Source organism: Falsiroseomonas sp. HC035 (assembly GCF_050563525.1).
In the GTDB taxonomy this organism is placed as follows: Bacteria; Pseudomonadota; Alphaproteobacteria; order Acetobacterales; family Acetobacteraceae; genus Falsiroseomonas.
Genome location: NZ_JBNXUN010000002.1, coordinates 499,039 through 524,538, shown reverse-complemented (window position 1 = coordinate 524,538; position 25,500 = coordinate 499,039). Strand labels below are relative to the sequence as shown.

Genomic DNA, 25,500 nt, shown 5'->3' with positions numbered 1-25,500 from the left:
TCTCCATGATGTCCGCCTGGCTCGATGCCTTCGTGCCGGTCTTCGGCCTGCTCGGCCTCGGCGCGCTGCTGCGGCAGAAGCTGCTGCGCGACGATGCGGTCTGGGCCGGAATCGAGAAGCTGGTCTTCTGGGTGCTGCTGCCCAGCCTGATCGTCAACGCCCTGTCCGGGATGCGGCTGGCGGATCTGCCGGTGGGTGGGCTGGCCGGGGCGATCTGGGGCGCGCTGCTGGCCGGCACCGCGGTATCGCTGTTGCTGGCCCGCGCGCTCGGCGCCGGGCATCCGGCGATGACCTCCATCCTGCAGGGAGGCATCCGCTTCAACAACCTGATGGGCTTCGCCATCGCTGGCGCGATCTGGGGTCCGGCCGGCATCGCGCTGTGCGCCATCTGCACTGGGCTGATCGTGCCAATGGTGCAGACCATCTCCACCATCGCCTTCGCCATGGGGGCCGCGGGGCGCATCCGCCCGCTGCGGCTGCTGCGCCAGGTGCTGCTGAACCCGCTCATCATCGCCTGCGCGCTCGGCTTCGCGGTATCGCTGGCGGGCGGGCTGCCGGCTGGGCTGTCGCCGATGGTGCGCGCACTGGGCCAGGCCTCGGTGGCGCTCGGACTGCTGTGCGTCGGCGCGGCGCTGACCTTGCGCGGCCTCGGCGACCGGCCGCTGGTGCAACTGGCGACGGCGGTGCTGAAGCTGGTGCTGATGCCGCTGGCAACGCTGGGAATCGCGCTGGCGGTGGGGCTGGGCCCGCTGCCCACCGCCATCTGCGTGATGCTGATGGCGCTGCCCACCGCGGCGACGAGCTATGTGATGGCACGTGCCATGGGCGGCGATGCGCCGCTGATGGCCTCCATCACCACCAGCGAGCACGTGCTGTCCGTGCTGACCTTGCCGATCTGGGTGTGGTTCCTCGGTAACCGGATGTAGCGGCTACCGCCGCGGCAGGAAGCCGACAATCTCCTCCGCCCGCGCGCAGATCGGCGCGGCGATCGCCTCCGCCCGGTCGGCGCCGAGTCTAAGCTGCGCATCCAGGGCCGCGGGGTCGTCCAGCAGCCGCGACATCTCGCGGCGGATCGGGTCGAGGTGGCCGATCAGGGCGGCCACCAGGACTTCCTTGAAGGCGCCGAAGCCCTTGCCGCTATGTTCCCGCAGCACGTTCTCCGGCAACGTGCCGGTGATGGCGGCGAGGATGCCGACCAGGTTGCGCGCCTCCGCCCGTCCCTCCAGGCCCGAGACATGCTCCGGCAGCGGCTCCGCATCCGTCCTCGCCTTGCGGATCTTCAGGGCGATGGTGTCGTGGTCGTCGGTCAGGTTGATGCGCGACTGGTCGGAAGCATCCGACTTCGACATCTTCTTCGTGCCGTCGCGCAGCGACATCACCCGCGCGGCGACGCCCTGGATCAGCGGCTCGATCTTCGGGAAGAAATCGACTTCGTAGTCGTGGTTGAACTTCTGGGCGATGTCGTTGGCCAGTTCCAGGTGCTGGCGCTGGTCGTCGCCGACCGGCACCTGGGTCGCGTGGTAGGTCAGGATGTCGGCGGCCATCAGGTTCGGATAGACGTACAGCCCGGCACTGGCGGCCTCCCGGTCCTTGCCCGCCTTGTCCTTGAACTGCGTCATCCGGTTCAGCCAGCCCAGCCTGGCCACGCAGTTGAAGATCCAGGCCAGCCGCGCATGGGCATGGACATGGGACTGGATGAACAGCGTGCAGCGGTTCGGATCCAGCCCGCAGGCAATCAGCGCCGCCGCCATCTCCCGTGTCTGCCGGGCCAGTTCCTTCGGGTCCTGCCAGACCGTGATGGCGTGCAGGTCGACGACGCAGAAGATCGTTTCATGCGTGTCCTGCATCGGCACCCAGTTGCGGATGGCGCCGAGGTAGTTGCCGAGGGTCGGCACGCCGGAGGGCTGGATGCCGGAGAAGACGCGGGTCATCGGGTCAGGCCAATCTGCAAGGTCCGGCACCCTTGTGCCGGGACCGTCGGCGACGTCAAGGCGGCGCGCCCTTTCCCTTCGCGCAACGCTGCGACATACCTGCGCCACGCTTGCGCTGTAGTATGCCGCCCGGCTGGTTCCTCCGCCGGCCGAACCCGTCGCTCCTCTCGTCCTGGACCCGCCCGTGACCCCTCCCCTCCCGACCGATCCCATCGTCCCTGTGATCCTGTGCGGCGGCACCGGCAGCCGCCTCTGGCCGCTGTCGCGGGAGGGGTATCCGAAGCAGTTCTGGCCCCTGGTCCCAGGTGCCGATGTATCGCGGACCATGCTGCAGGACGCCGCCGAGCGCGCCCGCGGTCCCGGCTTCGCCCCGCCCGTGGTGGTGAGCGGGGAGGCGCATCGCTTCCTGGTGGCCGAGCAGCTGCGCGAGGCCGGCATCGCCGATCCGCGCATCATCCTTGAGCCGGAGGCGCGCAACAGCGCCGCTGCCATCGCCGCCGCCGCCGTGCTGGTGGGCGAGGAACAGCCGGATGCCGTGCTGTGGATCATGGCCGCCGACGCCGCCGTGCAGGACGTGCAGGCGCTGCTGCGCGCGCTGGCCGTCGCCGCCGCGGCCGCCCGCACTGGCCGCATCGCCACCTTCGGCATCCGTCCGACCGCGCCCGAGACCGGCTATGGCTACATCGAGGCCGGTGGTCCGCTGGCCGGTGCCGAGGGCGCACGGGAGATCGCCCGCTTCGTCGAAAAGCCGGATGCGGCCACCGCCGCGGCCTTCCTCGCCGGCGGCCGGCACCTGTGGAACAGCGGCATGTTCGTCGCCACCGCCGGCACGCTTCTGGCGGAATTGCAGGCGCATGCGCCCGAGGTGCTTGCGGCGGCCCGCGCCGCGGTGGCGGAGGGCACACGCGACCTCGGCTTCGTCCGCCTCGGGGCCGGTTTCGCCGCCGCGCCGTCGGTATCGATCGACACGGCGGTGATGGAACGCACCGGCCTGGCCGCCGTGGTGCCCTGCGAGCCCGGCTGGTCCGATGTCGGCAGCTGGTCCTCGCTATGGGAGATCGCGCCGAAGGACGCCGAGGGCAACGCGACCACCGGCCCCACCGCGCTGCTCGGCGCGCGGCGCTGCTACGTGCGGTCGGAAGGGATCCTGACCGCGGTGGTCGGGCTGGATGACGTGGTGCTGGTGGTGACGGACGATGCGGTGCTGGCCTGCCACCGCGACCGCGCGCAGGACGTCAAGAAGATGGTGGAGCAGCTGAAGGCGGCGCGCCGCAAGGAGGCGACCGAACACCGCCGCGTCTACCGCCCCTGGGGCGCCTACGAAGGCGTGGCGCTGGGCGAGCGGTTCCAGGTGAAGCGGATCACGGTGCGGCCGGGCAGCAAGCTGAGCCTGCAGAAGCACTACCACCGGGCGGAGCATTGGGTGGTGGTGGCTGGCACCGCGATCGTCGAGCGCGATGGCGAGCGCATTCTGCTGCGGGAGAACGAGAGCGTGTACCTGCCGCTCGGCTGCGTGCACCGGCTGGAGAACCCCGGCATGATCCCGCTGACCCTGATCGAGGTGCAGTCCGGGTCGTACCTCGGGGAGGACGACATCGTCCGCCTGGAGGATACCTACGGCCGCGCCTGACACGGGCGTGAGGCGGCGTGCGTCTGGCGGCTGGCGCGGGGCGACCCAGATGACGCGCATGACCCGACGCACACCCCGACGCTCCCTGGGCCTCGCGCTCGCCCTGCTGCCCCTGCTGGGACTGGCCCCCGCCCGCGCGCAGGAGGGGGAGGTGGTCCGCTCGGAACGCGAAAGCTTCCGGCTGACCACCTTCGCCACTGGCCTGGAACGGCCCTGGGGCGCGGCATTGCTGCCGGATGGCAGGCTGCTGGTGACGGAACGCGTCGGCCGGCTGCGCCTGGTCGGGCGCGATGGCGCCGTCTCCGCGCCGCTGCGCGGCGTGCCGGATGTGGAGGCGGCGAGCCAGGGCGGGCTGCTGGACGTCGCCACAGCACCGGAGTTCGACCGGACGCGGGAGGTGTTCCTCTGCCAGGCCATGCTGGTGCAGGGCGGCGCGCTGACCCGGCTGGTGCGCGCACGCCTGTCCGCGGACGGCACGGCGCTGGAGGCGGTGACGCCGCTGCTGGACGCGACGCCGGCGCAATCCTCCGGCCGCCAGCACTATGGCTGCCGCATCGCCTTCGGCCCGGATGGCCGGGTTTTCCTGTCCACCGGCGACCGCAACGTGGATCGCATGCGCGCCCAGCGGCTGGACGACCTCGCCGGCAAGATCTTACGAGTTGACCGCGAGGGAAGGCCGCAGCAGGACAATCCCTTTGCTGGGCAGGCCGGCGCGCGGGCTGAAGTGTTCTCCTACGGGCACCGGCATCCGCAAGGCTTGGCCTTCAATCCCTGGACCGGCAGCCTGTGGTCCTCCGAGTACGGGCCGCGCGGAGGCGATGAGATCAACATCGTCCGCCCAGGCGCCAATTACGGCTGGCCAGTCGTGACGCATGGCGTGAACTACAGCGGCACCCAGATCAGCGACCGGCAATCGGCACCCGGCATGGTGGACCCCATCCATGTCTGGACCCCGGTGGTCAGCCCCTCCGGCATCGCCTTCTACAATGGCCAGGCGTTTCCCGGCTGGCAGCGCAGCCTGTTCGTCGCCGCGCTGAACGCGCCGGGTCTGGTGCGGCTGACGACGGAGGGCGACCGCGTGGTGGCCGAGGAACGCCTGCTGTTCGACCGCCGCATCCGCATGCGGGACGTGCTGGTGGCGCAGGATGGCGCGGTGCTGGTGCTGACCGACGAGGCCAGCGGCCGCATCCTGCGGCTGGCACCCCCCTGAGCCGTCTTCTCCGGTCGGGGGAGATGGTTGGGTGAGGGGGGGGGGCTCGCGACGCACTCCGCCTCGTACCGGGGGCGTCGTTGCCGGGCAGTATCAATGATCGTAGTGCAGCCGCAGTTCGTGCCGGCCATCCGGCAGCACGATCTCCGCCACCCGGTCCGCCGACCGGCGCAGCAGCATGGCGGCGAGGCGGGCGGCGAGCGCGGCATCCTCCGCCGCCTCCAGGCTGGGCGGTGTGCCATCGGCGGGCAGCAGCGGCTCGCCCGGCCAGCGCAGCACGGCGTCGAGGTTGAATTCGTCGAAGCGGGCCGAAAGCTCCAGCGTCCCGCGCGGGGCAAGGACCCCGGGCAGGGCGGCGGCGACTTCCTCCAGCGCCGCCTCCAGCCGCGCCACCACCTCCGCCCGTGCACCCCACTCGGCGCCGGATTGGCGGGCGAAGGCCTGCAACGCCTCCGCGCCATCCGCCGGCTGCCAGGACAGGCGGCGCTGGCGGGCGGTGCCGATGCGGAAGGCGGCGACCAGCAGCAGCGCCGCCACCATCGCCAGTACGAGGGATGAGGAAACCAGCAGCCGGAGTCCCGCCGGCATGCTGGAGAAGATCTGCGGCGCCGCGTCGTAGGACAGTCCGATGACCAGCGCCGCGCCCACCACCAGCGTGCGCCGCGCATCCATCAGCCGCTGCGTGACGATGCCCATGCCGGTGGCGACGATGAAGGCGGCGGCGAAGAACAGCGCCGCGCCCAGCACGCCGTGCGGCACCGCCAACACCACCGCCGCCGAGCCCGGCACCAGCGCGAGGCCGATCCACAGCGCCCCCACCGCCAGCGCGACCCGCCGCGCCGCGACGCCGGTCGCGATCGAAAGCCCGACGCTCGCCGTGTAGCTGTTGGTCCCCGGCAGGCCGAGCCCGCCAGCGATGAAGGTGCCGATCCCATCCGCCAGCGCCCCGGCCCGCATCGGCCCGAAATCCGGGCGGCGCCAGGCCGGGTCGTTCGCCCGCTGGCAGGCCACGACATCGCCGCAGACCCGCACCAGGCAGGCCAGCGCCCCAATCGCGAAGCCCGGCACCAGCGCCCATTCCAGGCTCGGCACTGCCAGCGGCCAGGCTGGTAGCTGCCAGGCCACCGGCACGGGCAGCAGTGTCCCGCCCGCCAGCATCACCCGCCCCGCATGCAAGCAGAAACCCAGCACCAGCCCGGCCAGCACCGCCACCGGCCGCAGCCGCGGCCCGCCCCAGACGCTGAGGCCGATGATGACCGCCAGCGCGACGGCTGTCGCCGGCCGGTCATCCGTGCCGCGGTCCAGCCCCGGCCCGAAGCCGAGCATCAGCCGCAGCGCCAGCAGGCCGAGCCCGATGCCAATCATCAGCACCACCAGGCCCACCAGCTCCGTCGGCAGCCAGGGCCGCAGGCGGCGCACGGCGAAGGACAACAGGATCTGCGTCGCCCCCGCCACCATGGTCAGTGCCGAAACGGCCGCGATGCCGCCCTGCTGCGCGGCGATGAAGCTGGGCGGCAGGTAGATGGCGGTGAACACCGCCGGCAGCAGGTAGCCGGAGCCGATGCCATGCCGGCCCCAGGCCTGCAGCAGCGTGGCGATGCCGAGCGCCAGCATGGCCAGCGACAGGTAGCCGGAGACCGTCGCGCCATCGACGCCCGCCGTGTCGGCGACCAGCAGCGGAAAAACCAGCGTGACGGAGCCGAGCCCGACATGCTGCAACGCCGCCGGCCACAGCACGCCGGGCGGCGGCGCACTGTGCAGGGGCCAGCGCGGGCCGGCGGTCGTTTCGATGCTCATTGTATCCTGCACGCGCCGGTTGCGAACTGCATGCCGCAATGTGCCGGCTTACGCCAGGGGAGAACCGTCCCGTTTCAGAACCTCGCCCGCCAGGTACAGGCTGCCGCAGATCAGCACCCGGGCGGGCGGGCCCTCCCGTGGCAGCGCCGCCAGGGCCTGTTCCACCGTGCCGCCGGCCCGCGCCGCGCCGCCGCTGGCGGCGACGATGCCCTCGACCGGCATCGCCAGATGCTGCCCCGGCTCCGCCACCGCCCAGAGGCTGGTCGCGGCCGGGATGATCGGGGCGAGGAATTGCGGCACCTGCTTGCCGGCCTTCATGCCGACCAGCACATGCAGCGGCCGGTCGCCGAAATTCTCCCGGATGTGCCGACCGACCGCAACGCCGGCCCCGGCATTGTGGCCGCCATCCAGCCACAGCTCCCACCCCGCCGGCAGCATCCCCGCGAGGCGCCCGCCGAGGCGCTGCATGCGGGCCGGCCACTTCGCCTGGGCGATGCCGGCGCGGATCGCGGCCTCCGTCAGCCAGGCGGGATTCCAGGCGCGCAGCGCCGCGATGGCGATGCCGGCATTGTCGGATTGGTGCGGTCCGGCGAGCCCCGGCGGCGGCAGGGCGATACTTCCGGCCGCGTCGCGGTAGGTCAGCGTGCCGTCCGCATGCCGCGCCACGTCCCAGTCCCGGCCGCGCGCCAGCAACCTCGCGCCCTGGGCGGCTGCCTCCGCGGCGATAACGGAAAGCGCCTCCGGCGGCTGCGCACCGGTGGCGCAGGTCACGCCGGGCTTGATGATGCCGGCCTTCTCGCCGGCGATTCCGGCCAGCGAATCCCCCAGGAAATCCATGTGGTCCATGGAGATGCTGGCGATCGCGGTCGCCACCGGCCGGTCCACCACGTTGGTCGCGTCGAACCGCCCCCCAAGCCCAACCTCCAGCACCAGCAGGTCCGCCGGAACGCTGGCGAACAGGTGCAGCGCGACGGCGGTGGTGACCTCGAACACCGTGATCGGCGCGCCGGCGTTCACCCGCTCGACATGCTCCAGCGCCGCCGCCAGCGCGTCCTCGGTCACCAGTTCGCCGGCCAGCCGGATGCGCTCATGGAAGCGGACCAGGTGCGGGCTGGTGTAGACATGCACACGCAGCCCGGCGGCTTCCGCGATGGCGCGCAGGAAGGCGCAGGTGCTGCCCTTGCCGTTGGTGCCGGCCACATGGACCACCGGCGGCAGCCGCCGTTCCGGATGATCCAGTGCCGCGAGGCAGCGCTGCAGCCGGCCGAGGCTGAGGTCGATCAGCTTCGGGTGCAGCGCATGCAGCCGGTCGATGATGGCCTCGCTGCGTGAGGTGGTCGTGGTCACGCGGGCTTCACGACCTCGGCTTCCACGGGTTCCGGCGCCGGCAGGGCGACCAGTTCCTCCACCGGCGCCTCCGGCAGCGTTGGCTCCCGCAGGAGGGAAATGGTGCGCGCCAGCGTGTCGCGCATGTCGTGGCGCTTCACCACCATGTCGAGGATGCCGTGCTCCAACAGGTATTCCGCCCGCTGGAACCCCTCCGGCAGCTTCTCCCGCACCGTCTGCTCGATGACGCGGGCGCCGGCGAAGCCGATCAGCGCGTTGGGCTCGGCGATCTGGATGTCGCCCAGCATGGCGAAGCTGGCGGTGACGCCGCCCGTGGTCGGGTCGCACAGCACCACGATGAAGGGCAGCCCGGCCTCCTTGACCATGCGCGTGGCGATCACGGTGCGCGGCATCTGCATCAGGCTGACGGCGCCTTCCTGCATGCGGGCACCGCCCGATGCGGTGAAGACGATCAGCGGGCTGTCCTGCAGCACCGCGAGCTTGGCCGCCGTCACCAGCGCCTCGCCCACCGCGGCACCCATCGACCCCGCCATGAAGCTGAATTCGAAGGCCGCGACCACCGCACGGCGGCCGTGGATGTTGCCCTGCGCCACCAGCACGGCATCATCCATGCCGGCCTTCTGCTGCGCCTCCTTCAACCGGTCCGCGTATTTCCGCTGGTCGCGGAAGCGTAGTGGGTCGGTTGGCACCTTCGGCAATTCGATCCGCGACCAGCCCTCGTCCAGCGTCGCCTTCACCCGGCCGGCGGCGGATAGCCGCATGTGATGGCCGCAATGGGTGCAGACATGCAGGTTTCGCTCCAGGTCGCGGTGGAAGATCATCTGCTCGCAGGCCGGGCATTTGTGCCAGAGGTTGTCCGGCACCTCCCGCGGCTGGCCGAACAGCGCCTTTACCTTCGGCAGCGCCCAGTCGCTGATCCAGTTCATAGGTCCAAACCCTCACGCACCGCCGCAAACCGACCGGAGGTAGGGGCAACAGGGGCCGCGGCGCAAGGGCAGGGCCAAAGCCTCGTCAACCGCATCGATAGACCAGATATATCATGCGCCTGGGAAAAACCCTGCTAGGCTGATGGACAACAAGACGCACCAGGGGGGAAACGCCGCGATGAACCTGCGCGACCTGCGCTACGCGCTCGCCGTCGCGGAGCACCGGCATTTCGGCCGCGCCGCCAAGCTCTGCCACATCAGCCAGCCCACCCTGTCCACCCAGCTCCGCAAGCTGGAGGAGGAACTCGGCGTGGTGCTGTTCGAACGCACCAACAAATCCGTCGCCGCCACCCCCGCCGGCGAAGCCCTTCTCGCCCACGCCCGCACTGCAGTGGACGCCGCGGACGCCATGCTGGCCCTGGCCCAGGCCTCCCGCGACCCACTGCGCGGCCGGCTCCGCCTCGGCATCATCCCGACGCTGGCCCCCTACCTGCTGCCGCTGGTGTTCGGCCCGCTGCGCGACGCGCTGCCCGACCTGGTGGTGGAACCGTGGGAGGACGTCACGACCGCCCTGCTCGACCGCCTGCGCACCCACGACCTCGACGCCGCGCTTCTCGCCACCGCGCCGGAAACACCCGAACTCGAATCCCACGACCTGTTCACCGAACCCTTCCTCGCCGCCCTGCCGCCCGACCACCGCCTGGCCGCACTGGACCGCATCCGGGAGGAAGACCTGGCGCCGGACGTGCTGGTGCTGGCCGACGGACATTGCCTGCGCGACCAGGCGCTGGCCGCCTGCGGCCAACCCGGCCTCCGCGCCGGGGCGCTGCGCGCCTCAAGCCTGGCGACCCTGATGAACATGGTCGCCGCCGGCTACGGCACCACCCTCATCCCCGGCCTCGCCGCCGGAGTGGCCCGCGACGCCGGCATCACCCTCCGCCCCCTGACCAACAACACCGGCCGCCAGATCAACCTGACCTTCCGCACCACCTTCCCCCGCCGCACCACCCTCGACGCCATCACAACCCTCGTCCGCACCCGCCTGAGCCGGTTCGCCGAAGCCGCGGCGGACGGCGCGGTCTAGGGTCGCTGGCGGGGCGTGGTCGGCGCGGGTGGCTCGCGGGGGGCGTCAGCCCCCCGCACCCCCGACCAGGTGGCAGGGCCACCTGGACCGCCAGGACCTTGAACAGGAAGGGAGAGGGGCACGAAGCGACCGCTTGCCCGGCGCGACCGCTGCGCCCCTCTCCCATCCTGTTCATGAATCAAAGGGTTCCAAGGGGCCGCTGCCCCTTGGCAGGTGGGGTGTGGGGAGGGCAGCGCCCTCCCCGCGGGCAGCCCGCGCCACCTCCGCCGCCAAGGCCCCAGGACCACCGCCTTTCCGTTGCGGCTTCCGGTGGACAAGCTCGGGCGGGATGCGCACCGTGGGGGCGATGGTGGCGGTGGGGGTTTGGCATGGCGGCGTATGATCTGGTGGTGCGGGGTGGCACCGTGGCGACGGCGGCGGAGGTGGTGGAGGCCGATATCGGCATCGTTGGCGGCCAGATCGTCGCCCTCGGGCGCGGGCTGGCGGCGGGGCGGGAGGAGGTTTCGGCCAAGGGCATGGTGGTGACGCCGGGCGGGCTGGATCCGCATTGCCATATCGAGGAGCTGGGCCAGGACGGGTCCGTGCATGAGGAGAGTTTCGCCAGTGGGTCGGCGGCGGCGCTGGCGGGCGGGACAACCTCGTTCATCTGTTTTCTTCCGCAGTGGAAGGGCCACAGCATCGCGGACAGTGCGCCGGGGTATGAGGCGCGGGCGAGCCAGTCGCGCTGCGACTATTCCTTCCACCAGATCATCACCGACCCGACGCCGGATGTGTTGCGGCGGGAAATTCCGGCGCTGGTGGCGCGTGGCGTGCGCAGCCTGAAGGTGTTCCTCACTTATGATCCGCTGCGGCTGACGGATCGGGAGTTGATCGAGGTGCTGGCGGTGGCGCGGCGGCACCGGGCTTTCGTCACCATCCATTGCGAGAACTACGAGGCGATCGGCTGGCGGATCGAGGCGCTGTTGCGCGCCGGGCTGACCGACCCCTTGCAGCACGCCTGGTCGCGCCCGCCGGTGGTGGAGCGCGAGGCGACGCATCGCGCGATCGCGCTGGCCGAGCTGGTGGACCAGCCGGTGCAGATTTTTCACGTATCTTGCGAGGAGGCGGCGGAAGAAATCGCGCGGGCGCGGGCGCGGGGCGTGAAGGTGTGGGGTGAGACCTGCCCGCAATATCTGACGCATTCGCATGAGGATTTGCAGGGCCCGGACTTTGCAGGCGCCAAGGCGGTGTGTTCGCCGGCGCTGCGCGAGAAGGGCGAGAATGAGCGGGTCTGGCGACGCATCCTGGATGGCACCCTGGACGTGGTGTCCTCCGACCATTGCGGCTTTTCGTTTGCCACGGCGAAGCGCTCGCCCGGTGGCGGCGGCTATGGGATGGGCAGCGCCGGGTTGCGGCCGGATGGCACGCCGGCCTTCAACGCGATTCCGAACGGCGTGCCGGGCATCGAGACGCGGCTGCCGGTGCTGTTTTCCGAAGGCGTGTCGAAGGGCCGCATCGACCTGCCGCATTTCGTCCGGCTGAGTTCCGCCAATGCGGCGAAGCTGTTCGGGCTGGAGGGTCGCAAGGGCAGCCTGATGCCGGGCGCCGACGCCGATCTGGTGCTGTGGGACCCGGATGCGGAGCGGGTGATCCGCAACGAGGACCTGCACCACGCCATCGACTACACGCCGTGGGAAGGTTTTTCGGTGAAGGGTTTCCCCAGCCTCACCATCGCCGCCGGCCGCGTCGCGGTGCGGGATGGGGAGGTGCTGGCGCAGCCGGGCAGCGGGCGGTTTCTCGCCCGCGGCGCCTATGCGGCGGCGCGTCCGACGGGGCGCGTGGCGGACGGCTTCGACGCGGCCGGAGTCGCCTGAGAATCGGGCGGTCGACGGCGCGAGGGTCGCCTCCCGCCGCTGGCCGCACGAAAATCTGCCGCCTCATGTCACACCCGGCCTGGCTGCCTCGTCCTGTTGGAGAAGCAAAGCCAGGAGCCACGGACATGAAGATCGTCGTCATCGGCGGGACGGCCTGATCGGGTCAAAGACCGTCTCGCAGTTGCGGGCGCGCGGACATGAGGCCATCGCCGCGGCGCCCTCGACCGGCGTGGACGCGGCCAGCGGCGTCGGACTGGAGGCGGCGCTGGACGATGCCGAAATCGTCATCGACCTCTCCAACTCGCCCTCCTTCGAAGCGGAGGCCGCGATGGCGTTCTTCCAGGCCTCCGGCCGCAACCTGATCGCGGCGGAACGCAAGGCGGGCGTCCGGCACCATGTCGCGCTTTCGGTCGTCGGCACCGCCCGGCTGCAGGCCAGCGGCTACTTCCGTGCCAAGCAGGCGCAGGAAGACCTGATCCAGGCATCGGGCGTGCCGCACTCGATCATCCAGTCGACGCAGTTCTTCGAATTCATGGGCGCCATCGCGGGCTCCGCGACGCAGGGGCAGGAGGTGCTGCTGCCATCCGCGCTGATCCAGCCGATCTTCTCGGACGACGTGGCGGAGGCCGTTGCCGATGTCGCGCTTGCCGCCCCGCTGGATGGCCGCATCGAGATCGCGGGCCCCGACCGTGCGCCGCTCGACCGCATGGTGGCGCGGTTCCTGGCTGCCGCGGGCGATGCGCGGGTGGTCCGGACGGATCCGGCGGCGCCCTATTTCGGCCTGGTCCTCGAAGATTCCGAGTTGGTGCCGGCCGGGCCCGCCCGGCTTGGCCGCGCGACGTTCGAGAGCTTCCTGCAGCGCGGCGGGCTCCGGACATGAGCATGCTGAAGCTGTACTACGCGCCGGGCGCCTGCAGCCTGGCGGACCACATCGCGTTGCACGAAGCCGGTGCCGAATTCAGCGTGGAACGCGTCGATCTCCGCACCGGAATGACCGAGCGGGGCACCGACTTCCGCAGCATCAGCGCCAAGCGCTATGTCCCCGCGCTGGTGCTGGAGGATGGCCAGCTGCTGACCGAGAATATCGCGGTGCTGGATTTCCTGGCGGCGCGGTATCCCCGGCTGGCGCCGCCGGGTGCGCTCGGCCGCAGCCGGCTGATCGAGGCGCTGGCCTTCATCTCCACCGAGTTGCATCGCGCCTTCAAGCCGATGTGGCACGGCGGCTCCGAGCGGGAGAGGGCGCGGGCGGCGGCGACGATCTGTGGCCTGCTGACCCTGATGGCCGGCGGCATGCGGGGGACCTGGCTGTTCGGCGACGAACCCACCGTCGCCGACATGTACCTGTTCGTCATGCTGCTCTGGGCCGAGCGCTTCGAGGTGGAGGTTCCCGATGCGATGGCCAGGCTACGACGTGAGATGCGCGATCGTCCGGCCACGCGGCTGGCGATGCGGGCCGAGGGCCTTGGCGCGGAGGAGCGGCTGCTTTCGGGACGACGGGTCGCATGAGTGACGCGGCGGGGGGCGCGGCATGACGCCGGAGGCCGCGGGGCTGTTCGAGGCGCAGCGGCCGCGGCTGCTGCGCCTGGCCTACCGCATGCTCAGCTCCATCTCCGAGGCGCAGGACGTCGTGCAGGATGCATGGCTGCGCTGGCAGGGCACGCGACCGGAGGAGGTGCGGGACGGTCCCGCCTTCCTCAGCCGCATCGTTACGCGCCTTTGCCTCGACGCGATGAAGACAGCCCGTGCCCGGCGCGAGAGCTATGTCGGGAGCTGGCTGCCGGACCCGATGCCGGAGCCGGAGGATGACGACCTGCGGGCGGACAATCTGACCATCACGCTGATGCTGGCGCTGGAACGGCTTTCGCCGCTGGAGCGTGCGGCCTTCCTGCTGCACGACGTGTTCGACACGCCGGCGGACGAGATCGCCGCGACGCTCGGGCGGGATGTCGCCGCGGTACGCCAGCTCGCGTCCCGGGCGCGGCGCAACATCCAGGCGGCGCGCCCGCGCTATCCGGTGGAGCGGGAGGAGGGCGAGCGCATCGCCATGGCCTTCTTCAAGGCGACGCGGACGGGCGATGTGGGAAGCCTCCGCGCCCTTCTCGCCGCGGGGGTCACGATCCGCTCCGATGGCGGCGGCAAGGTCATGTCCTATCCGAACGCCATCATCGGCATCGACCGGGCGCTGCGCCTCTACCAGGGACTGTTCCAGAACTACGGCGATGTGGAGACGCTGCTTCGTGCGGCCTGGATCGATGGATCGCCCGGCTACGTCAGCCTGCACAACGGCACGCTGCAGACCACTGCGCTCGAGATCGAGCATGGCCGGATCACCGCGATCTACATGACGCGCAACCCCGACAAGCTGCGCCACATCCAGGACAGCCTCGGGCGCTGATCGGTGTGCCGTGGCATTGCGGCAGGGCAGCTTCACGGAATGACAACCAATCTTCGCTAATCCAGGGGGGCCGGCGCAGGTCGGCCCCTCCGGAGGCGATGCACCTCGTGACCATTCCGTTCTCGCGGCGAGCCCCCAACGCCCTGCTGCTCGCGACCCAGGCGGCGCCTGAACCGGAGTCCGCGCCGAAGCGCAGGCCTGGCCCGCTGACCGGCTTCGTCGCCGGCCTCGCCCTGGCGGCGACCGGGCTGGCGCTGCTGGGGCCAGGGCCGTTCGGTGCCGCCCAGGCCAATCTGCCGCCGCCCGGCCTGCCGTCCACCGAACAGCTCGACCCGCTGCTGCGCAACGCCGCCGCGCAGGCCAGCCGGGCGGAGGCCGCGGCGCAGCGTGCTGTCGCGGCGACCGAGCGTGTCGCGACGCTGGTCGCGGAGCGTGGCCCGCCGGGCGAGCGGTTCCTGGTCGCGGCGCTGCTGCTGCGCGCCAGCATCGCCACGCCGCGGCCGTGGCTGCGCGAATACCAGGCGATGGCAGCCCTCGCCCCGCCCGGCGCGCTGCCACCCTCGCTGGCCGAGGTGCTGGCCAGCCATGCCGCCCGCGGCCTGCCGTCGGAGGCCGAGCTGCGCGAGCGTTTCGCCGTGCTGGCGCCGCAACTGCTGGCCCGCGCGCCGCGGCCGGAGACGATGCTGGACCGGGCCTCGGCCGCGGCGGTGGGGCTGCTGGCCAATCTCGGCCTGGCGGGGCCGGCGCCGGCCGGGCTGCTGGAAGGCGCCATGGACGGCATCCTGGAGCATCTGCGCCGCGGCAACCTGGCCGGTGCGGTGGCCGATGCCGGGGCGCTCGATGCCGCGGTGCAGCCCCTGCTGGCCGGCTGGCTGGCGCAGGCCCGCGCGCGGCTCGCGGTGGAACAGGCGGTGCAGGAAACGCTGCTGCGCGCGCTGGGCCCGCCGCGCGAAGCGATGGCGATCGGAGGTCCGGCATGAAGCCCTTGCGCCGGCTGGTGGCCGGCCTCGCACTGGCGGCGACACTGGCATCGACCGCCGCGGCGCAGACCGGGCTCGCGATGCGGGACCGGCTGGTCGTGATCAGCTCCGGCTCCGCCACCGCGGTGACGCAGATGCTGGCGAGCGGTTTCACCGAGCGCTACGAGGGCGTCACGGCACCGCTGGTCCGCCTGCTGCCGTCCTCGGCTGCGCTCGAATTGTTCTGTGCGGGCCTGGGCGCGCAAACGCCGGATATCGCCATCGTCGTGCGACGCATGGCGCGCAGCATGCTGGACACCTGCCAGGCTAACGGCGTGCGGGACGTGGTGGAACTGCAGCTCGGCCTCGGCGCCGTGGTGCTGGCGGTGCGGCGCGGCGAGCCGACGCCGAACCTGACGACGCGCCAGGTCTGGGAAGCACTGGCGGCGGAGCGTGTGGCGGCGGAAGAGTTCGTGCCGAACCGCACCGCGAACTGGTCCGACCTTGCGCCCACGCTGCCGCAGACGCCGATCCGCCTGCTGATGCCGCCCGCCGGCAACGGCACCACCGGCCTGTTCGAGGACATGGTGCTGGAAGGCGGCTGCCGCGACGTGAAGGCGGTGCGGCTTCTGTTCGAGGCCAGCTACCGCCGTGGCAAATGCATCACGCTTCGCGACGATGGCCGCGTGCGGCTGATGGAGGGCGCGGAGATTCCGGCGGCGCTGCTGGCCAGCCCGCCCGGCACCGTCGGGCTGATTTCCTACGACCAACTTCTGGCCAGCGGCGGCAATTTGGTGGCGCTGGCGCTGGATGGCGTGCTGCCGACGCAGGCTTCGATCTTTGCGCAGGACTACGTCGCGACGCGCACCGTCTACCTCTACGCCAAGCGGCAGCACACGCGGCTGCGGGAAGGCATCGGCGTGGTGCGCGGCATCCGCGAATTCCTGAACGAGGCAATGGCGGAATCCTCCACCGGCCCCGGCGGTGCGCTGTCCGTCACCGGGCTGGTGCCGCTTGGCCCGGCGGAGCGCACGGCGCAGCGCCGGATCGCCGACAACCTGACCGCGATGTCCCGATGACGCGCCCGAGCAAGGAGAGCTTCGCGATGCCCCAACCCCCCGGCCTGCGGCGACTGCTGCTGGCGGCCGCGATGGCGCTGACCTCCGGCGCGTCCCTGGCGCAGACCGCGCCAATGGTGCCACGTACGGTGGTGACGGCGCCATTGCAGGACCTGCCGCATTCCGGTGGTTTCGGCGAACGGGCGGGCGAGATGTGGGGGGAGGTGCTGGACCTGTTCGGGTTCGGCACCGGCTCCGGCCATTTCATGCGTCGCCACGGCGCCCTGCAGCGTGGCCGCGCCAGTCAGGACGACTTCACCTGGCTGATGGACATCTCCGGCTACAAGCTGAAGGAGATCGAAAGCTCCGTCGGGTTGATCCCGACCTTCGGCCTCACCTTCGGTCAGGCGCGGGAGCTGACGGAGGCGGATCGCGATTTCGTCGCACGGATGCTGGACCGGCACGCGGCGCGCAACCCGGGTCCGATCGCGGTGATGCAGCGGACCATCGTGCGCGGCATCCTGGATGCCAGCGAGATCGGCGGCTTCACCGTGGACAAGGTGGATGTGGACCTGTTCCCGCTGCCGCGCGTGAAGTTCGTGCTGACGCCGACGGATGCGCCGCTCGGCATCGAGGCCAGCCGCATCCTGCGTGCGATCGACCGGCTGAATGCGCGGGTGCAGGGCATGGCGGTGCAGCAGCCGCAGGGCATGGACCTGCCGACCACGCCGCAGCCGCCGTCGCTGCGCCCAGCGTCATTCTGAAGGATACCCCATGCACGCCACCGACCAGGATGGCCGGTCCCGCTTCGGGGAGCTGGTGAAGTTGCAGATGCAGGGCCGCCGCTTCCTCGACAAGGCGGAGGAACGCCGGCTGCTGGAGGAAGGGCTGACGCGCTACGGCCTGCGGCTGGAGGAGGCGACGGGGCTGCTGCGCGGTGCCGCCGAGCAGGGCGAGATCGCGCTGGAAGGCGAGATCGGCCGGTCCGCCGGGCTGCTGCTGAAGACCCTGGCGGATCGTCGCAACCGCGTGGCGCGCGCCGATTTCGCCAAGGCCGTCGCCTTCTACCGCGCCCGCGCCGGCGCCGGGCTGACGGAGGCGGAGGCCGCGCGGCGGGTGAAGCGGCAGATGGAGGAGCTGGCGCTGGAGCCGAAGCCCTCCGGCGGCCTGATTCGCACGCGGCGCTGGTACCGCTCGATCGGGGCCTGACCACGCGGCACCAGCCCAGGAGGGGCCGGCTTGGAACTTTCGCTGCCACACCAGATCGCTGCCCTGCCCTTCTGGCTGGGCATCCTGCTGACCACCGGGGTTCCGGTGCTGCTGGCGCTTGGCATCGGCCATGTCGTGCATGCGCTGTTCACGCCGGTGGAACTGGCGGCCAACGTGCCGCTCGGCGTGGTGAAGTACGGCTTCGTGGTGGAGATCTACGCCGTCGTCGCGGCGCTTGCGCTGGTCGGTGCCTGGGACACCTACCAGACGGCGCGCGACACCGTGCAGAAGGAGACCGCCGGCCTCTACATGCTGGCGCTGTCGGTCGACAGCTTCGCCGGGCCGGAAGCGGCGCCGCTGCGGGCGGAAATGCGCACGGCGATCCGGATGTATGCCGGCGCGGTGGTGGAGCAGGATTGGCCGGCGATGCAGGCAGGCCATGGTGCCAGCGGCTCCGAGGCTGCCTTCCAGCGCCTGGCGCGCGCCTTCTTCGATGCGGAGGGGGCGACGCCGGGCCAGCAATCCCTGAAGCAGACGACAGGCGACTGGATGGCCCAGGTGGGGGAGGCGCGGGTGGCGCGGCTATCCGTCATGTCCCGCACCCTGGCGGGGCTGATCTGGGCGCTGGTGCTGACGGTATCCGTCGCCACCATCGCCTTCCAGTGGTTCTTCGGCGGCGGTCAGGCGGCGCTGCACTACGCAATGGGCGCGGTGGTGGCGCTGATCGTGGGTTCGGTGCTGCTGGTGGCGGTGAAGCTGGCGTTTCCCTTCGTCGGCGACCCGGCGCTGCTGACGCCGCGGCCCTTCCTCGCGCTGATGGAGGTGACGTGATGCCTCAGTGGTCCGGCCTGGGCCGCGCGTACCGCCAGCGCTGGAAGACGAACAGCGCGATGGCGAAGGCCCAGAAATTCAGCAGCGCCAGCATCCAGGCCAGCAGATGCGCGGCGTAGTGCAGCAGCAGCGCCGTGGCGGTGGCAACCAGCAGCAGCGCGACCAGCGCGCGCAGCCCGGCGATGCCGTGCCACCGGCGCAGTGCCAGGACGGCCGCGGCGGTAAGCAGCAGCAGCGCAACGCCCCCCGGCAGCGCGCCCGGCCCGCCACCGCGGAGCACCATCAGCGCCTGGTCCAGCGTGGCGCGCGCGGGCAGGCCGAAATCCCGCAGCAGCACCGGCAGGCCGATCTGCCACGGACCCTCGGGCGCGAAGATGCGGGCGGGGCGGAAGCTGTCGCCATGCGGCACGGCCAGCAGCAGGGCGACGCCGAGCGCGAGGCCGGCGGCCAGCGCCAGCGCCAGCAGCGGCACGGCCTCGGCATCCGGCGGTGCCAGGGTGGTGGAGCCAAGTCGCGCCAGATGTGCGGCGGCCCAGCCCAGCAGGATGGCGACGACCGCTTCCACCCCGCTCCACACGCTCATCAGGAGGATGCCGGCATCCATCGCCGAAGGCTTAGGGGGATCGGCGGGCCGCGTCCATGGGTTGTGGTTCTTCTGTTGTTTTTCGCGTCATCGGTTTCGGCGCAGCCCGTTGCGGTGCGGACGCCGGATGGCATCTGTACGCTCCGGACGCTGCCGCAGGACCAGCCTGCCGCGTGGGATGCGCGGCTGGAGGAAACCGCGGCCAGGCTGCGCGCCCTGTCCGCGCGCCTGCTGGCCGATGCCGCCGCGATGCGCCTGGCCACGGCGCGGGAGGCGGTGCCGGCCTTCGGCGACTGGGCCTATGACTGGGTGCAGAGCTACATGACCGCCTACCGCGTCCTGGGCCTCGCCGCCCGCGGCCTGGCGGAGGGCGTGGCGGAGGCAGATGCCGCCACCCTGCCGGACCGCATCGCGCTGGCCATGGCGATCCCGGTGCGGGAGGCGTTCCGCCAGCGCGTGCTGGACCCGGCGATCCCGGCGGAGGCGCTGGCGGCGGACCGGCTGCATGTCGCCGTCCTGGTCGATGCCGAATGGCGGCAGGCGGTGGCGGCCATGGCGCGGGACGCTGCGCTGTTGCCACGCGCCGTCACCATCGCCCCTGGCGCCGTCGCCGCCATGCGCGTGGATTTCGCCGCCGCCACCCGCCCCATCGCGCCGTGGCTGGCAGAGGCCGGCCCCGCCGACCCGATGGCGCTGCTGGCGGAGGAAGGCGCCGACAGCGGCATGGTCTTCCTGCGCGCCATGCGGCCGATGGCGGCACGGCTGGGCGCGCTGGCGCTGCGGGTTAGCGAGGCCGGATCGCTCGTCGCCACCGGCGGCGCCTTCGGCTACGCGCTGGCCGGCTCGCCCGGCGTGGCGCTGGGGCTGGCGGGTGGCGTCGGCCTGTCCTGGGGCGTGGACTGGGCGTTCAACCGGGTGGATTCCGCGCTCAACCGGCAGGCCTTCGAGGCGCAGGCCCTGGACGCGATCGACCGCGCCGAGCATCGCCTGGCGGCGCAGGGCGCGGCGGCGGTGGCGGCGGCGCTGGCGGCCCGGCGCGCCGCCTTGCTGCCGGCTGCGACGGGGTGCGGCTGAAATGAGCGTTCCGCGCTTCGATTGGCGTGGCGTGCTGGCGCGCGGCCTGTTCTGCCTGTTCGTGGTCTTCGCGCTCTACAATCCCTCCGGCTATTCCTACCTGCATTGGCTGGCGCAGGGATCCGGATGGTTCTGGCTGAAGCTGGCGGTGGGCACCCTTCTGGCCGTGGTGCTGCTGATGCTGTGGCGCACCACCAGCGGCGTGCTGAAGCGGCCCGGCATCGTGCTGGTCGGGCTGTTCTGCCTCGGCGCGGGGATGAGCTGGTCGCATGTCACGGGGCTGCCGGTGCTGGGCGCGGATTCGCTCCTGGTCTGGGCGCTGCTGAGCCTCGCCGTGCTGTTCACCGCCGGCCTGTCCTACTCCCACCTTGATCACCGCCTGGGCGGCATCACCCATACCGAGGAGATCAAGTGACCCCCGCCCCGCCCGCCAAGGCCGATGCCTTCGTGGTCAGCTGCATCGACCCACGGCTGACCGACGACACCACCTTCCTGATGGCGGCGTTGGGCCGCACCGACCGGTATTCGGAAATGCGCATCGCCGGCGCCGCGCTGGCCGCGGTGGACCCGGCGCGGCCGGCCTGGGGCACCGCGCTGTGGGAGAATCTGGCGGCCTCCCGCCAATTGCACGGCGTGCGCACCGTGGTCTTCGTGAACCACCGGGATTGCGGCGCCATGCATCTGTGGGCCAGGCGCCGCCTGTCGGACGACCCGGCGGAGGAGTTGCGCCAGCATCATGGCGTGCTGGAAGGCGCTGCCGCCGCGGTGCGGGCGCGGCATCCGGACATGTCGGTGGAGATCCGGCTGATGGAGCTGGACGGCACCGCGACCCTGCTGCCCTGCGCCGCCTGCGCCGCGGCTGGCCCCACCACGGGGCCACTGCGCGCGGAGGCGGTGCCGGACCCTGCGGCGGCGCGCTTCGCCGACCTCGCCCGCCTGCGCATCGGCGATGGCGCGCTGGATGCGGCGGCCGAGCGCGCGCTGCTGGTGGAGGGCGTGACCCGGCACGGCCTGACGGCGGAGGTTGCGCGCGCCGCCCTGTCCAGCGCCGCCGCGCAACGCGGCCAGGCGACGGTGGCGGCGGCGGAGCGGGAGGCGCTGGCCTTCCTGCGCAGCCGGGCCGGGCGCGGGGTGCAGGCGGCCCAGGCTTATGTGACCCAGGCGGATGTGGCACAAGCCGCCGCGCTGTACCGCGCCCTGGTCGGCGCCAGCCTGCCGCTGGCGGAGGCCCAGCGCCATATCGCCGGGCTGATCGAGCGCGAGGGGCTGGCGCCACGGCCGGAGGGCCTGCTGCGCTCCACCGCCTGGTTCCAGCGCCTCACCACGCCCCTCACCCCCGGGCCGCCCCCGGCGTGATGCCGAAGGCGGCCCGGAAGGCGGCGCCGAAGGCGGGCGCGCTGGCGTAGCCGACCGCCGCGGCGGCCCGCGCGGGTGTTTCGCCGCTGGCGAGGCGCGCGGCGGCCTCGGCCAGGCGCAGCGTCTGGCGCCAGCGGGCGAAGGACAGGCCGGTCTCGGCGCGGAAGCGGCGCTCCAGGGTGCGCGGGCTGGCACCGGCGAGCGCGGCAAATTCTTCCAGCGTGCGGCTGCTGGAGGGCGCGGCGCGCAACGCGGCGGTCAGGCGGCGCAGGCGCGGGTCGCGCGGTTCGGGCACGCGGAAGGGCAGCGATGGCGCGCGGGCAATCTCGTCCAGGATCAGCGCCGCGAGGTGGCCGCCGCGGCCCGCCGGGTCCCATTCCAGCGGCTCCGCGCAGGCCGCCAGGATCAGCTCCCGCAGCAGGGCGGAGACCGCCAGCACCGTCGTCGCGCCAGGGCCGGCGGCGGCGGCATCGGCGCGCAGGAACAGCGCCCGCATGGCAACGCCGCCCTCCGTCGCCACCTCATGCGGCGCACCGGCCGGCATCCACAGCGCGTGCAGCGGCGGCACGATGAAGCCGGCCTCGTCCGTGGTGATCCGCATGACGCCGCGCGTGGCGTAGAGAAGCTGCGCCCGCCCGTGGGCATGGCGCGGCACCAGCTCCCCTGCCGCATAGTCGCGAGCGAAAGCGGACAGCGGACGGTCCACCGCTTCCTGCGGCAGGTCGGAGCGGATGGGCGGCGGATTCTGGCGGATTGGCGACATGACCTGTCGGGACGTCGTGAAGCCGCCAAGGCTAGCATGCCCGGAGGCGAGGGAAGTACGGTCATGGATGCGGCAACCCGACAGATCTGGTTCGTCAACGCGGCGCATGTCTTCACCCATTACGGGCTGCTGATCCTCGCCACCGCCGTGCTGGCGATGGTGCTCCAGGAACCGGCGATGTTCGGCACCGACTATGGGCCGATCCTGGCACTCGGCACCGGCATGTTCGTGCTGTACGGGCTCGGCAGCCTGCCGATGGGCTGGCTGGCGGAACGCTTCGGACGTCCGGCGATGCTGGCCGGCTTCTTCATCGGCAGCGGCGCCGCCCTGGTGTTCTCCGGGTTTGCGCCAGGGCCGTATTGGCTGGCCGCGGGGCTGGCGCTGATGGGGGCGTTCAGCGCGATCTACCATCCCATCGGCACGGCGATGCTGGTGGATGCGGCGGGGCCGAAGGTGGGCGCGGCGGTTGGCGTCAACGGCGTGTTCGGCAACCTCGGCGTGGCGCTGGCGCCGGTGGTGACGGCCTTCGTCGCGGCCTGGATCGGCTGGCGCTGGGCCTTCGTCATCCCCGGCGTGCTGAGCATCGGCTTCGGGCTGCTGTACCTGCGCGAAGGGCCGGAGGACGTTGCCCGCAACAAGGCCGCGGGCAAGCCGTTCCCCGAGATTCCGCGCGCGGTGGTACGGCGCGCCGTGGTGGTGCTGCTGTCACTCGCCGCCGTGTCCGGCTTCATCTTCAACGCCTTCACCCTGCTGCTGCCGAAGCTGATGGCGGAGCGCCTGGCGCATTCGCCGGATTTGCTGCCGGTGGTGGGACTGCTGGCGTTCCTGGTGACGATCTGCGGCGGGCTGACACAGTTCACCGTGGGCCGGCTGATCGACCGCCACACGCTGAAGCGGGTGTTCCTGCCGTTGGCCTGCATCCAGATGCCCGGCTTTCTCCTGCTGTCGACCTTGCAGGGTTGGATGGTGCTGCCGGTGGCGGGGCTGATGGCCGCGGCGATCTTCGGACAGGTGACGGTGAACGAGACGATGACGGCGCGCTACGTCGCCCCGGCGCTGCGGACGCGGCTGTATTCCATCCGCTTCTTCGTGGGCTTCCTGGGCGCCGCGGCCGCCAGCCCGCTGATCGCCTGGCTGCATGCGACGGCAGGCGGCCTGGGCACGGTGCTGGTGGTGCTGTCGAGCTTTGCCGCCGTCACCTTTGTCTGCGCGCTCGCCTTCCCAGACCGGAAGGAGGAGTTGGCGCCCGAGCTTTGGGTGAAGCCGTTGCCGCCCAACGGGCAGGCCGTGCCGGCGGAGTAGGCGTGTCGGCCACGCCTCAGCCGTTCATGTTCCAGATGTCCCGGTGCCATTTCCACTGCCCGCCATCCTTCTTCCAGATGACGATGTACTTGATCGGGACCGCGCCGCTTTCCGTCCCGACCTCCCCGCGCGCGACCTCGTGGGCGCAGTCGCCGTGGACCTCGACCTCGAAGGGCTGGAGCCGGCAGTGGGTGATGCGGAGGCTTTCAACGGCGGATTTCCAGAAATCCCGGATTCCTTCGAGACCAGAGATGATGTCGCCACCCGGTGGAAGTATCGAGGCATCCTGCGTGTAGACACGGGCAAGTGCATCGAAGTTCTTTTTGCCGCAGACTTCTTCATCGAAGGTGCGGTTCACTTCACGCATTGCAGCCAGTGCGTCCTCATTGTGATGCATCGACCCATCCTTCGCGTCCGGTTACGAGCGGATACACGCTCGCACGGTGCCGGAAAGCGGGTCAACTTCATTTGGACTACGACAAGGAAAAGGCGGCAGCGGCCGGCGTCTCCGCTCAGCAATCCTCCGCCAGCAGCCCCAGCCGGCGCAGCCTGCGGCAGAACTCCAGGCTTTCCGGGTCCAGTTCGGCGGGCGTCGCACCTTCGGAAAGCTGTTCGACCCAGCCAGCCTCCTGCGACGTCAGCGCCACCGGGACGCCGGCCCAGCGCAGGGAGGCGCCCTCGCCACTGGGTTCCGGCACCAGCGCATGCAGCACGCCGGGCGCCAGGCGCAACCTGGTGTCCGCCTGCGGATCGCGCGCGAACAGCCCGCGCCCCAGCATCGCCGGCTGGTCCGCCGCCAACTGGTCCAGCAGCGCCAACGCGGTGCGTTCCAGCGCCGCAGGTTCCGCCAGCTTCGCGGCCAGCGGGGCCGCCAGCGCGGCGAGGCTGCCGGGGCCGTCCGCCAGCCGCCAGGTCGGAAAGGCGGCACGCAAGGCGGGCTCCGATTCCTCCAGCAGGTCCACGGCCATGCGCAGCACGGCGGCGAAGGAGGGTTCCATGAAACCCACGGTGACGTGCAGCGAGGCTTCGCCATCCTGCGTCGCCGCGTCGTGCAGCACGCCGCGCGGCACATACAGCGCATCGCCCGGCCGCAGCGTGATGTTGACCGCCTCCGCCACCGGCTCGATCCCGCCGGGCCAGGGGGTGCGGCGGGTTGGGTTGGGGAAGGGCTGGCCGGGCCAGATGCGCCAGGCCTTCTCGCCCTGCACCTGCAGCACCAGCACGTCATGCGTGTCGTAGTGCATCCGGAAGCCCTGGGCGCCGGGCGGGGTCAGGTAGATGTTGGCCTGCACCGCATGCAGCATCACCTGTTCCAGCCCGCGGCAATAGCGCGCCAGCGGCGGATGCAGCTGGTTGAACTGGGAGACGACGAGGGTGGCGCCGGCATCGAAGCTGGCGAACAGCTTCGGCAGGTCCACGCCGCCATCCTCGAAGGCATAGTCCTCCTCCGGCACCGCGGCGCCGCCCTTGCGGCTGCCATCGGCCATGGACACGCGCGGGCGCGCCGCCGCGTCACTGGCCAGGAAGGCGTCGAGGTCGGCGATGGACAACAGGTGCCGGTATCGGTCCGGGTCCTGCCCGGGGAAGTGACGCCACGCCGTGCCTTCCCGCAGCGCCAGGCCCTCCGCCACCGGCAGGTCGCCGAAGGACAGGCGCCAGGCTTCCTCCGCGAGCGTGGGAGCCGGCGGGGGATGTTGTGGCGACATCAGTAGCCGCGGCGGCCGCGGCCGGGGCTGTCGGACGGGTCGCTGTCGCTGAGGCCGGTGCTGCGGCGGTAGCCACCGCGTCCACGGCCCGGGCCGTCGCTCGGGTCGCTGTCGGTGATGCCGCTGCCGCGGTAGACGCGGCTGCCGCCCCGCCCGCGGCCCGGCGCATCGCCCGGGTCGCTGTCCGAGATGCCGGAAGCGCGGCGCCCGCCGCGGCCATAGCCCGGCGCATCGTTCGGGTCGCTGTCCGAGATGCCGCTGCCGCGATGCCCGCCACGACCATTGCCCGGCGCATCGGACGGATCCGAATCGCTGATGCCGGTGCCGCGCCGCACCTGGACGGGCTGCGGCGCATAGACCACCGGCCCCTGCTGCGGCACGCAGGCGGCGGCGGGCAGCACGCCCACCATGGCCGCAAGGCGCAACACGAAAAGCCGGCGCCGTGTCGGTGGCTTGGCCTGGGGTTCGTCGGTCACCGGCGGGTTT

Annotated in this window: 26 protein-coding genes; 17 read left to right on the top strand and 9 right to left on the bottom strand. The window is 71.7% G+C overall.

Annotation, left to right across the window (positions count from 1 at the left end):
• Positions 1 to 5: 5 nt before the first annotated feature.
• Positions 6 to 926, top strand: coding sequence for an AEC family transporter (locus ACLF3G_RS06955; protein WP_430668618.1), 921 nt, complete (start codon positions 6 to 8; stop codon positions 924 to 926).
• A gap of 3 nt (positions 927 to 929) precedes the next feature.
• Here ACLF3G_RS06955 and trpS read toward each other — a convergent pair whose 3' ends face one another.
• On the bottom strand, positions 930 to 1,931 hold the full coding sequence (gene trpS, locus ACLF3G_RS06950) for a tryptophan--tRNA ligase (protein ID WP_430668617.1): 1,002 nt from the start codon (positions 1,929 to 1,931) through the stop codon (positions 930 to 932).
• 184 nt (positions 1,932 to 2,115) lie between these two features.
• On the opposite strand from trpS, the gene ACLF3G_RS06945 reads away from it, so the two are divergent.
• Complete coding sequence (locus ACLF3G_RS06945) at positions 2,116 to 3,561, top strand: mannose-1-phosphate guanylyltransferase/mannose-6-phosphate isomerase (RefSeq protein WP_430668616.1); 1,446 nt, start codon at positions 2,116 to 2,118, stop codon at positions 3,559 to 3,561.
• Positions 3,562 to 3,619: 58 nt separating this feature from the next.
• On the top strand, positions 3,620 to 4,771 hold the full coding sequence (locus tag ACLF3G_RS06940) for a PQQ-dependent sugar dehydrogenase (protein ID WP_430668615.1): 1,152 nt from the start codon (positions 3,620 to 3,622) through the stop codon (positions 4,769 to 4,771).
• A gap of 93 nt (positions 4,772 to 4,864) precedes the next feature.
• On the opposite strand, the gene ACLF3G_RS06935 is transcribed toward ACLF3G_RS06940, so the two are convergent.
• The 3 genes from ACLF3G_RS06935 to accD are packed head-to-tail and all read right to left on the bottom strand — an operon-like array spanning position 4,865 to position 8,841.
• The gene (locus ACLF3G_RS06935) at positions 4,865 to 6,568 is read right to left on the bottom strand and encodes a solute carrier family 23 protein (RefSeq protein WP_430668614.1); all 1,704 of its coding nucleotides are present in this window, start codon (positions 6,566 to 6,568) and stop codon (positions 4,865 to 4,867) included.
• 48 nt (positions 6,569 to 6,616) lie between these two features.
• Positions 6,617 to 7,915: a bifunctional folylpolyglutamate synthase/dihydrofolate synthase gene (locus ACLF3G_RS06930; RefSeq protein ID WP_430668613.1), complete on the bottom strand. Its 1,299-nt coding sequence runs from the start codon at positions 7,913 to 7,915 to the stop codon at positions 6,617 to 6,619.
• Complete coding sequence (gene accD, locus ACLF3G_RS06925) at positions 7,912 to 8,841, bottom strand: acetyl-CoA carboxylase, carboxyltransferase subunit beta (RefSeq protein WP_430668612.1); 930 nt, start codon at positions 8,839 to 8,841, stop codon at positions 7,912 to 7,914. Before accD ends, ACLF3G_RS06930 begins: the two co-directional genes overlap by 4 nt.
• A 142-nt stretch (positions 8,842 to 8,983) precedes the next feature.
• Here accD and ACLF3G_RS06920 point away from each other — a divergent pair, with 142 nt between their 5' ends.
• From ACLF3G_RS06920 to ACLF3G_RS06875, 10 genes are all read left to right on the top strand, one after another.
• Positions 8,984 to 9,925 (top strand): LysR substrate-binding domain-containing protein, encoded by a 942-nt coding sequence (locus ACLF3G_RS06920; protein ID WP_430668611.1) that lies wholly within the window; start codon positions 8,984 to 8,986, stop codon positions 9,923 to 9,925.
• A gap of 368 nt (positions 9,926 to 10,293) precedes the next feature.
• On the top strand, positions 10,294 to 11,778 hold the full coding sequence (gene hydA / locus ACLF3G_RS06915) for a dihydropyrimidinase (protein ID WP_430668610.1): 1,485 nt from the start codon (positions 10,294 to 10,296) through the stop codon (positions 11,776 to 11,778).
• Between the two features lie 229 nt (positions 11,779 to 12,007).
• Entirely contained in the window at positions 12,008 to 12,658 is a 651-nt protein-coding gene (locus ACLF3G_RS06910; protein ID WP_430668609.1) for an SDR family oxidoreductase, read from the top strand.
• A complete protein-coding gene (locus tag ACLF3G_RS06905) occupies positions 12,655 to 13,284 on the top strand; it encodes a glutathione binding-like protein (RefSeq protein ID WP_430668608.1) in 630 nt (209 codons plus the stop codon). The genes ACLF3G_RS06910 and ACLF3G_RS06905 overlap by 4 nt, the downstream gene beginning before the upstream one ends.
• 22 nt (positions 13,285 to 13,306) lie before the next feature.
• Positions 13,307 to 14,173: a sigma-70 family RNA polymerase sigma factor gene (locus tag ACLF3G_RS06900; protein WP_430668607.1), complete on the top strand. Its 867-nt coding sequence runs from the start codon at positions 13,307 to 13,309 to the stop codon at positions 14,171 to 14,173.
• Between the two features lie 98 nt (positions 14,174 to 14,271).
• The gene (locus tag ACLF3G_RS06895) at positions 14,272 to 15,153 is read left to right on the top strand and encodes a hypothetical protein (RefSeq protein WP_430668606.1); all 882 of its coding nucleotides are present in this window, start codon (positions 14,272 to 14,274) and stop codon (positions 15,151 to 15,153) included.
• A complete protein-coding gene (locus ACLF3G_RS06890) occupies positions 15,150 to 16,211 on the top strand; it encodes a PstS family phosphate ABC transporter substrate-binding protein (protein WP_430668605.1) in 1,062 nt (353 codons plus the stop codon). Before ACLF3G_RS06895 ends, ACLF3G_RS06890 begins: the two co-directional genes overlap by 4 nt.
• A gap of 26 nt (positions 16,212 to 16,237) precedes the next feature.
• Positions 16,238 to 16,954 carry a hypothetical protein gene (locus ACLF3G_RS06885; RefSeq protein WP_430668604.1) on the top strand — a complete coding sequence of 239 codons (717 nt, stop codon included), beginning with the start codon at positions 16,238 to 16,240 and terminating at the stop codon, positions 16,952 to 16,954.
• A gap of 10 nt (positions 16,955 to 16,964) precedes the next feature.
• Positions 16,965 to 17,399 (top strand): hypothetical protein, encoded by a 435-nt coding sequence (locus ACLF3G_RS06880; RefSeq protein ID WP_430668603.1) that lies wholly within the window; start codon positions 16,965 to 16,967, stop codon positions 17,397 to 17,399.
• Between the two features lie 30 nt (positions 17,400 to 17,429).
• Entirely contained in the window at positions 17,430 to 18,230 is an 801-nt protein-coding gene (locus ACLF3G_RS06875; protein ID WP_430668602.1) for a hypothetical protein, read from the top strand.
• Positions 18,231 to 18,234: 4 nt separating this feature from the next.
• Here ACLF3G_RS06875 and ACLF3G_RS06870 read toward each other — a convergent pair whose 3' ends face one another.
• Positions 18,235 to 18,813, bottom strand: a complete 579-nt coding sequence (locus ACLF3G_RS06870; RefSeq protein WP_430668601.1) for a hypothetical protein — start codon at positions 18,811 to 18,813, stop codon at positions 18,235 to 18,237.
• Positions 18,814 to 18,888: 75 nt separating this feature from the next.
• Here ACLF3G_RS06870 and ACLF3G_RS06865 point away from each other — a divergent pair, with 75 nt between their 5' ends.
• The 3 genes from ACLF3G_RS06865 to ACLF3G_RS06855 are packed head-to-tail and all read left to right on the top strand — an operon-like array spanning position 18,889 to position 21,243.
• Complete coding sequence (locus ACLF3G_RS06865) at positions 18,889 to 19,887, top strand: hypothetical protein (protein WP_430668600.1); 999 nt, start codon at positions 18,889 to 18,891, stop codon at positions 19,885 to 19,887.
• A gap of 1 nt (position 19,888) precedes the next feature.
• Positions 19,889 to 20,302, top strand: a complete 414-nt coding sequence (locus tag ACLF3G_RS06860) for a DUF6524 family protein (protein ID WP_430668599.1) — start codon at positions 19,889 to 19,891, stop codon at positions 20,300 to 20,302.
• Positions 20,299 to 21,243, top strand: a complete 945-nt coding sequence (locus ACLF3G_RS06855; RefSeq protein WP_430668598.1) for a hypothetical protein — start codon at positions 20,299 to 20,301, stop codon at positions 21,241 to 21,243. Before ACLF3G_RS06860 ends, ACLF3G_RS06855 begins: the two co-directional genes overlap by 4 nt.
• On the opposite strand, the gene ACLF3G_RS06850 is transcribed toward ACLF3G_RS06855, so the two are convergent.
• Positions 21,218 to 22,006: a helix-turn-helix domain-containing protein gene (locus ACLF3G_RS06850; RefSeq protein ID WP_430668597.1), complete on the bottom strand. Its 789-nt coding sequence runs from the start codon at positions 22,004 to 22,006 to the stop codon at positions 21,218 to 21,220. The genes ACLF3G_RS06855 and ACLF3G_RS06850 overlap by 26 nt on opposite strands.
• 63 nt (positions 22,007 to 22,069) lie before the next feature.
• Here ACLF3G_RS06850 and ACLF3G_RS06845 point away from each other — a divergent pair, with 63 nt between their 5' ends.
• The gene (locus ACLF3G_RS06845; protein ID WP_430668596.1) at positions 22,070 to 23,308 is read left to right on the top strand and encodes an MFS transporter; all 1,239 of its coding nucleotides are present in this window, start codon (positions 22,070 to 22,072) and stop codon (positions 23,306 to 23,308) included.
• Between the two features lie 16 nt (positions 23,309 to 23,324).
• Here the strand turns inward: ACLF3G_RS06845 and ACLF3G_RS06840 are convergent, their stop codons facing one another.
• The 3 genes from ACLF3G_RS06840 to ACLF3G_RS06830 all read right to left on the bottom strand — a co-directional run bounded on the left by ACLF3G_RS06840 (position 23,325) and on the right by ACLF3G_RS06830 (position 25,490).
• Positions 23,325 to 23,705, bottom strand: coding sequence for a YybH family protein (locus ACLF3G_RS06840; RefSeq protein ID WP_430668595.1), 381 nt, complete (start codon positions 23,703 to 23,705; stop codon positions 23,325 to 23,327).
• A 115-nt stretch (positions 23,706 to 23,820) separates the two neighbouring features.
• Complete coding sequence (locus tag ACLF3G_RS06835) at positions 23,821 to 25,014, bottom strand: cupin domain-containing protein (RefSeq protein ID WP_430668594.1); 1,194 nt, start codon at positions 25,012 to 25,014, stop codon at positions 23,821 to 23,823.
• Positions 25,014 to 25,490 carry a hypothetical protein gene (locus ACLF3G_RS06830; RefSeq protein WP_430668593.1) on the bottom strand — a complete coding sequence of 159 codons (477 nt, stop codon included), beginning with the start codon at positions 25,488 to 25,490 and terminating at the stop codon, positions 25,014 to 25,016. The genes ACLF3G_RS06835 and ACLF3G_RS06830 overlap by 1 nt, the downstream gene beginning before the upstream one ends.
• Positions 25,491 to 25,500 lie beyond the last annotated feature (10 nt).

Excerpts from the sequence above, each read along its gene's own strand:
- ACLF3G_RS06955 (WP_430668618.1), top strand. The coding sequence starts at position 6 with ATGATGTCCGCCTGGCTCGATGCCTTCGTGCCGGTCTTCGGCCTGCTC.
- trpS (WP_430668617.1), bottom strand. The coding sequence starts at position 1,931 with ATGACCCGCGTCTTCTCCGGCATCCAGCCCTCCGGCGTGCCGACCCTC.
- ACLF3G_RS06940 (WP_430668615.1), top strand. The coding sequence starts at position 3,620 with ATGACCCGACGCACACCCCGACGCTCCCTGGGCCTCGCGCTCGCCCTG.
- ACLF3G_RS06935 (WP_430668614.1), bottom strand. The coding sequence starts at position 6,568 with ATGAGCATCGAAACGACCGCCGGCCCGCGCTGGCCCCTGCACAGTGCG.
- accD (WP_430668612.1), bottom strand. The coding sequence starts at position 8,841 with ATGAACTGGATCAGCGACTGGGCGCTGCCGAAGGTAAAGGCGCTGTTC.
- ACLF3G_RS06920 (WP_430668611.1), top strand. The coding sequence starts at position 8,984 with ATGGACAACAAGACGCACCAGGGGGGAAACGCCGCGATGAACCTGCGC.
- hydA (WP_430668610.1), top strand. The coding sequence starts at position 10,294 with ATGGCGGCGTATGATCTGGTGGTGCGGGGTGGCACCGTGGCGACGGCG.
- ACLF3G_RS06905 (WP_430668608.1), top strand. The coding sequence starts at position 12,655 with ATGAGCATGCTGAAGCTGTACTACGCGCCGGGCGCCTGCAGCCTGGCG.
- ACLF3G_RS06900 (WP_430668607.1), top strand. The coding sequence starts at position 13,307 with ATGACGCCGGAGGCCGCGGGGCTGTTCGAGGCGCAGCGGCCGCGGCTG.
- ACLF3G_RS06895 (WP_430668606.1), top strand. The coding sequence starts at position 14,272 with ATGCACCTCGTGACCATTCCGTTCTCGCGGCGAGCCCCCAACGCCCTG.
- ACLF3G_RS06890 (WP_430668605.1), top strand. The coding sequence starts at position 15,150 with ATGAAGCCCTTGCGCCGGCTGGTGGCCGGCCTCGCACTGGCGGCGACA.
- ACLF3G_RS06885 (WP_430668604.1), top strand. The coding sequence starts at position 16,238 with ATGCCCCAACCCCCCGGCCTGCGGCGACTGCTGCTGGCGGCCGCGATG.
- ACLF3G_RS06880 (WP_430668603.1), top strand. The coding sequence starts at position 16,965 with ATGCACGCCACCGACCAGGATGGCCGGTCCCGCTTCGGGGAGCTGGTG.
- ACLF3G_RS06870 (WP_430668601.1), bottom strand. The coding sequence starts at position 18,813 with ATGAGCGTGTGGAGCGGGGTGGAAGCGGTCGTCGCCATCCTGCTGGGC.
- ACLF3G_RS06860 (WP_430668599.1), top strand. The coding sequence starts at position 19,889 with ATGAGCGTTCCGCGCTTCGATTGGCGTGGCGTGCTGGCGCGCGGCCTG.
- ACLF3G_RS06850 (WP_430668597.1), bottom strand. The coding sequence starts at position 22,006 with ATGTCGCCAATCCGCCAGAATCCGCCGCCCATCCGCTCCGACCTGCCG.
- ACLF3G_RS06845 (WP_430668596.1), top strand. The coding sequence starts at position 22,070 with ATGGATGCGGCAACCCGACAGATCTGGTTCGTCAACGCGGCGCATGTC.
- ACLF3G_RS06840 (WP_430668595.1), bottom strand. The coding sequence starts at position 23,705 with ATGCATCACAATGAGGACGCACTGGCTGCAATGCGTGAAGTGAACCGC.
- ACLF3G_RS06835 (WP_430668594.1), bottom strand. The coding sequence starts at position 25,014 with ATGTCGCCACAACATCCCCCGCCGGCTCCCACGCTCGCGGAGGAAGCC.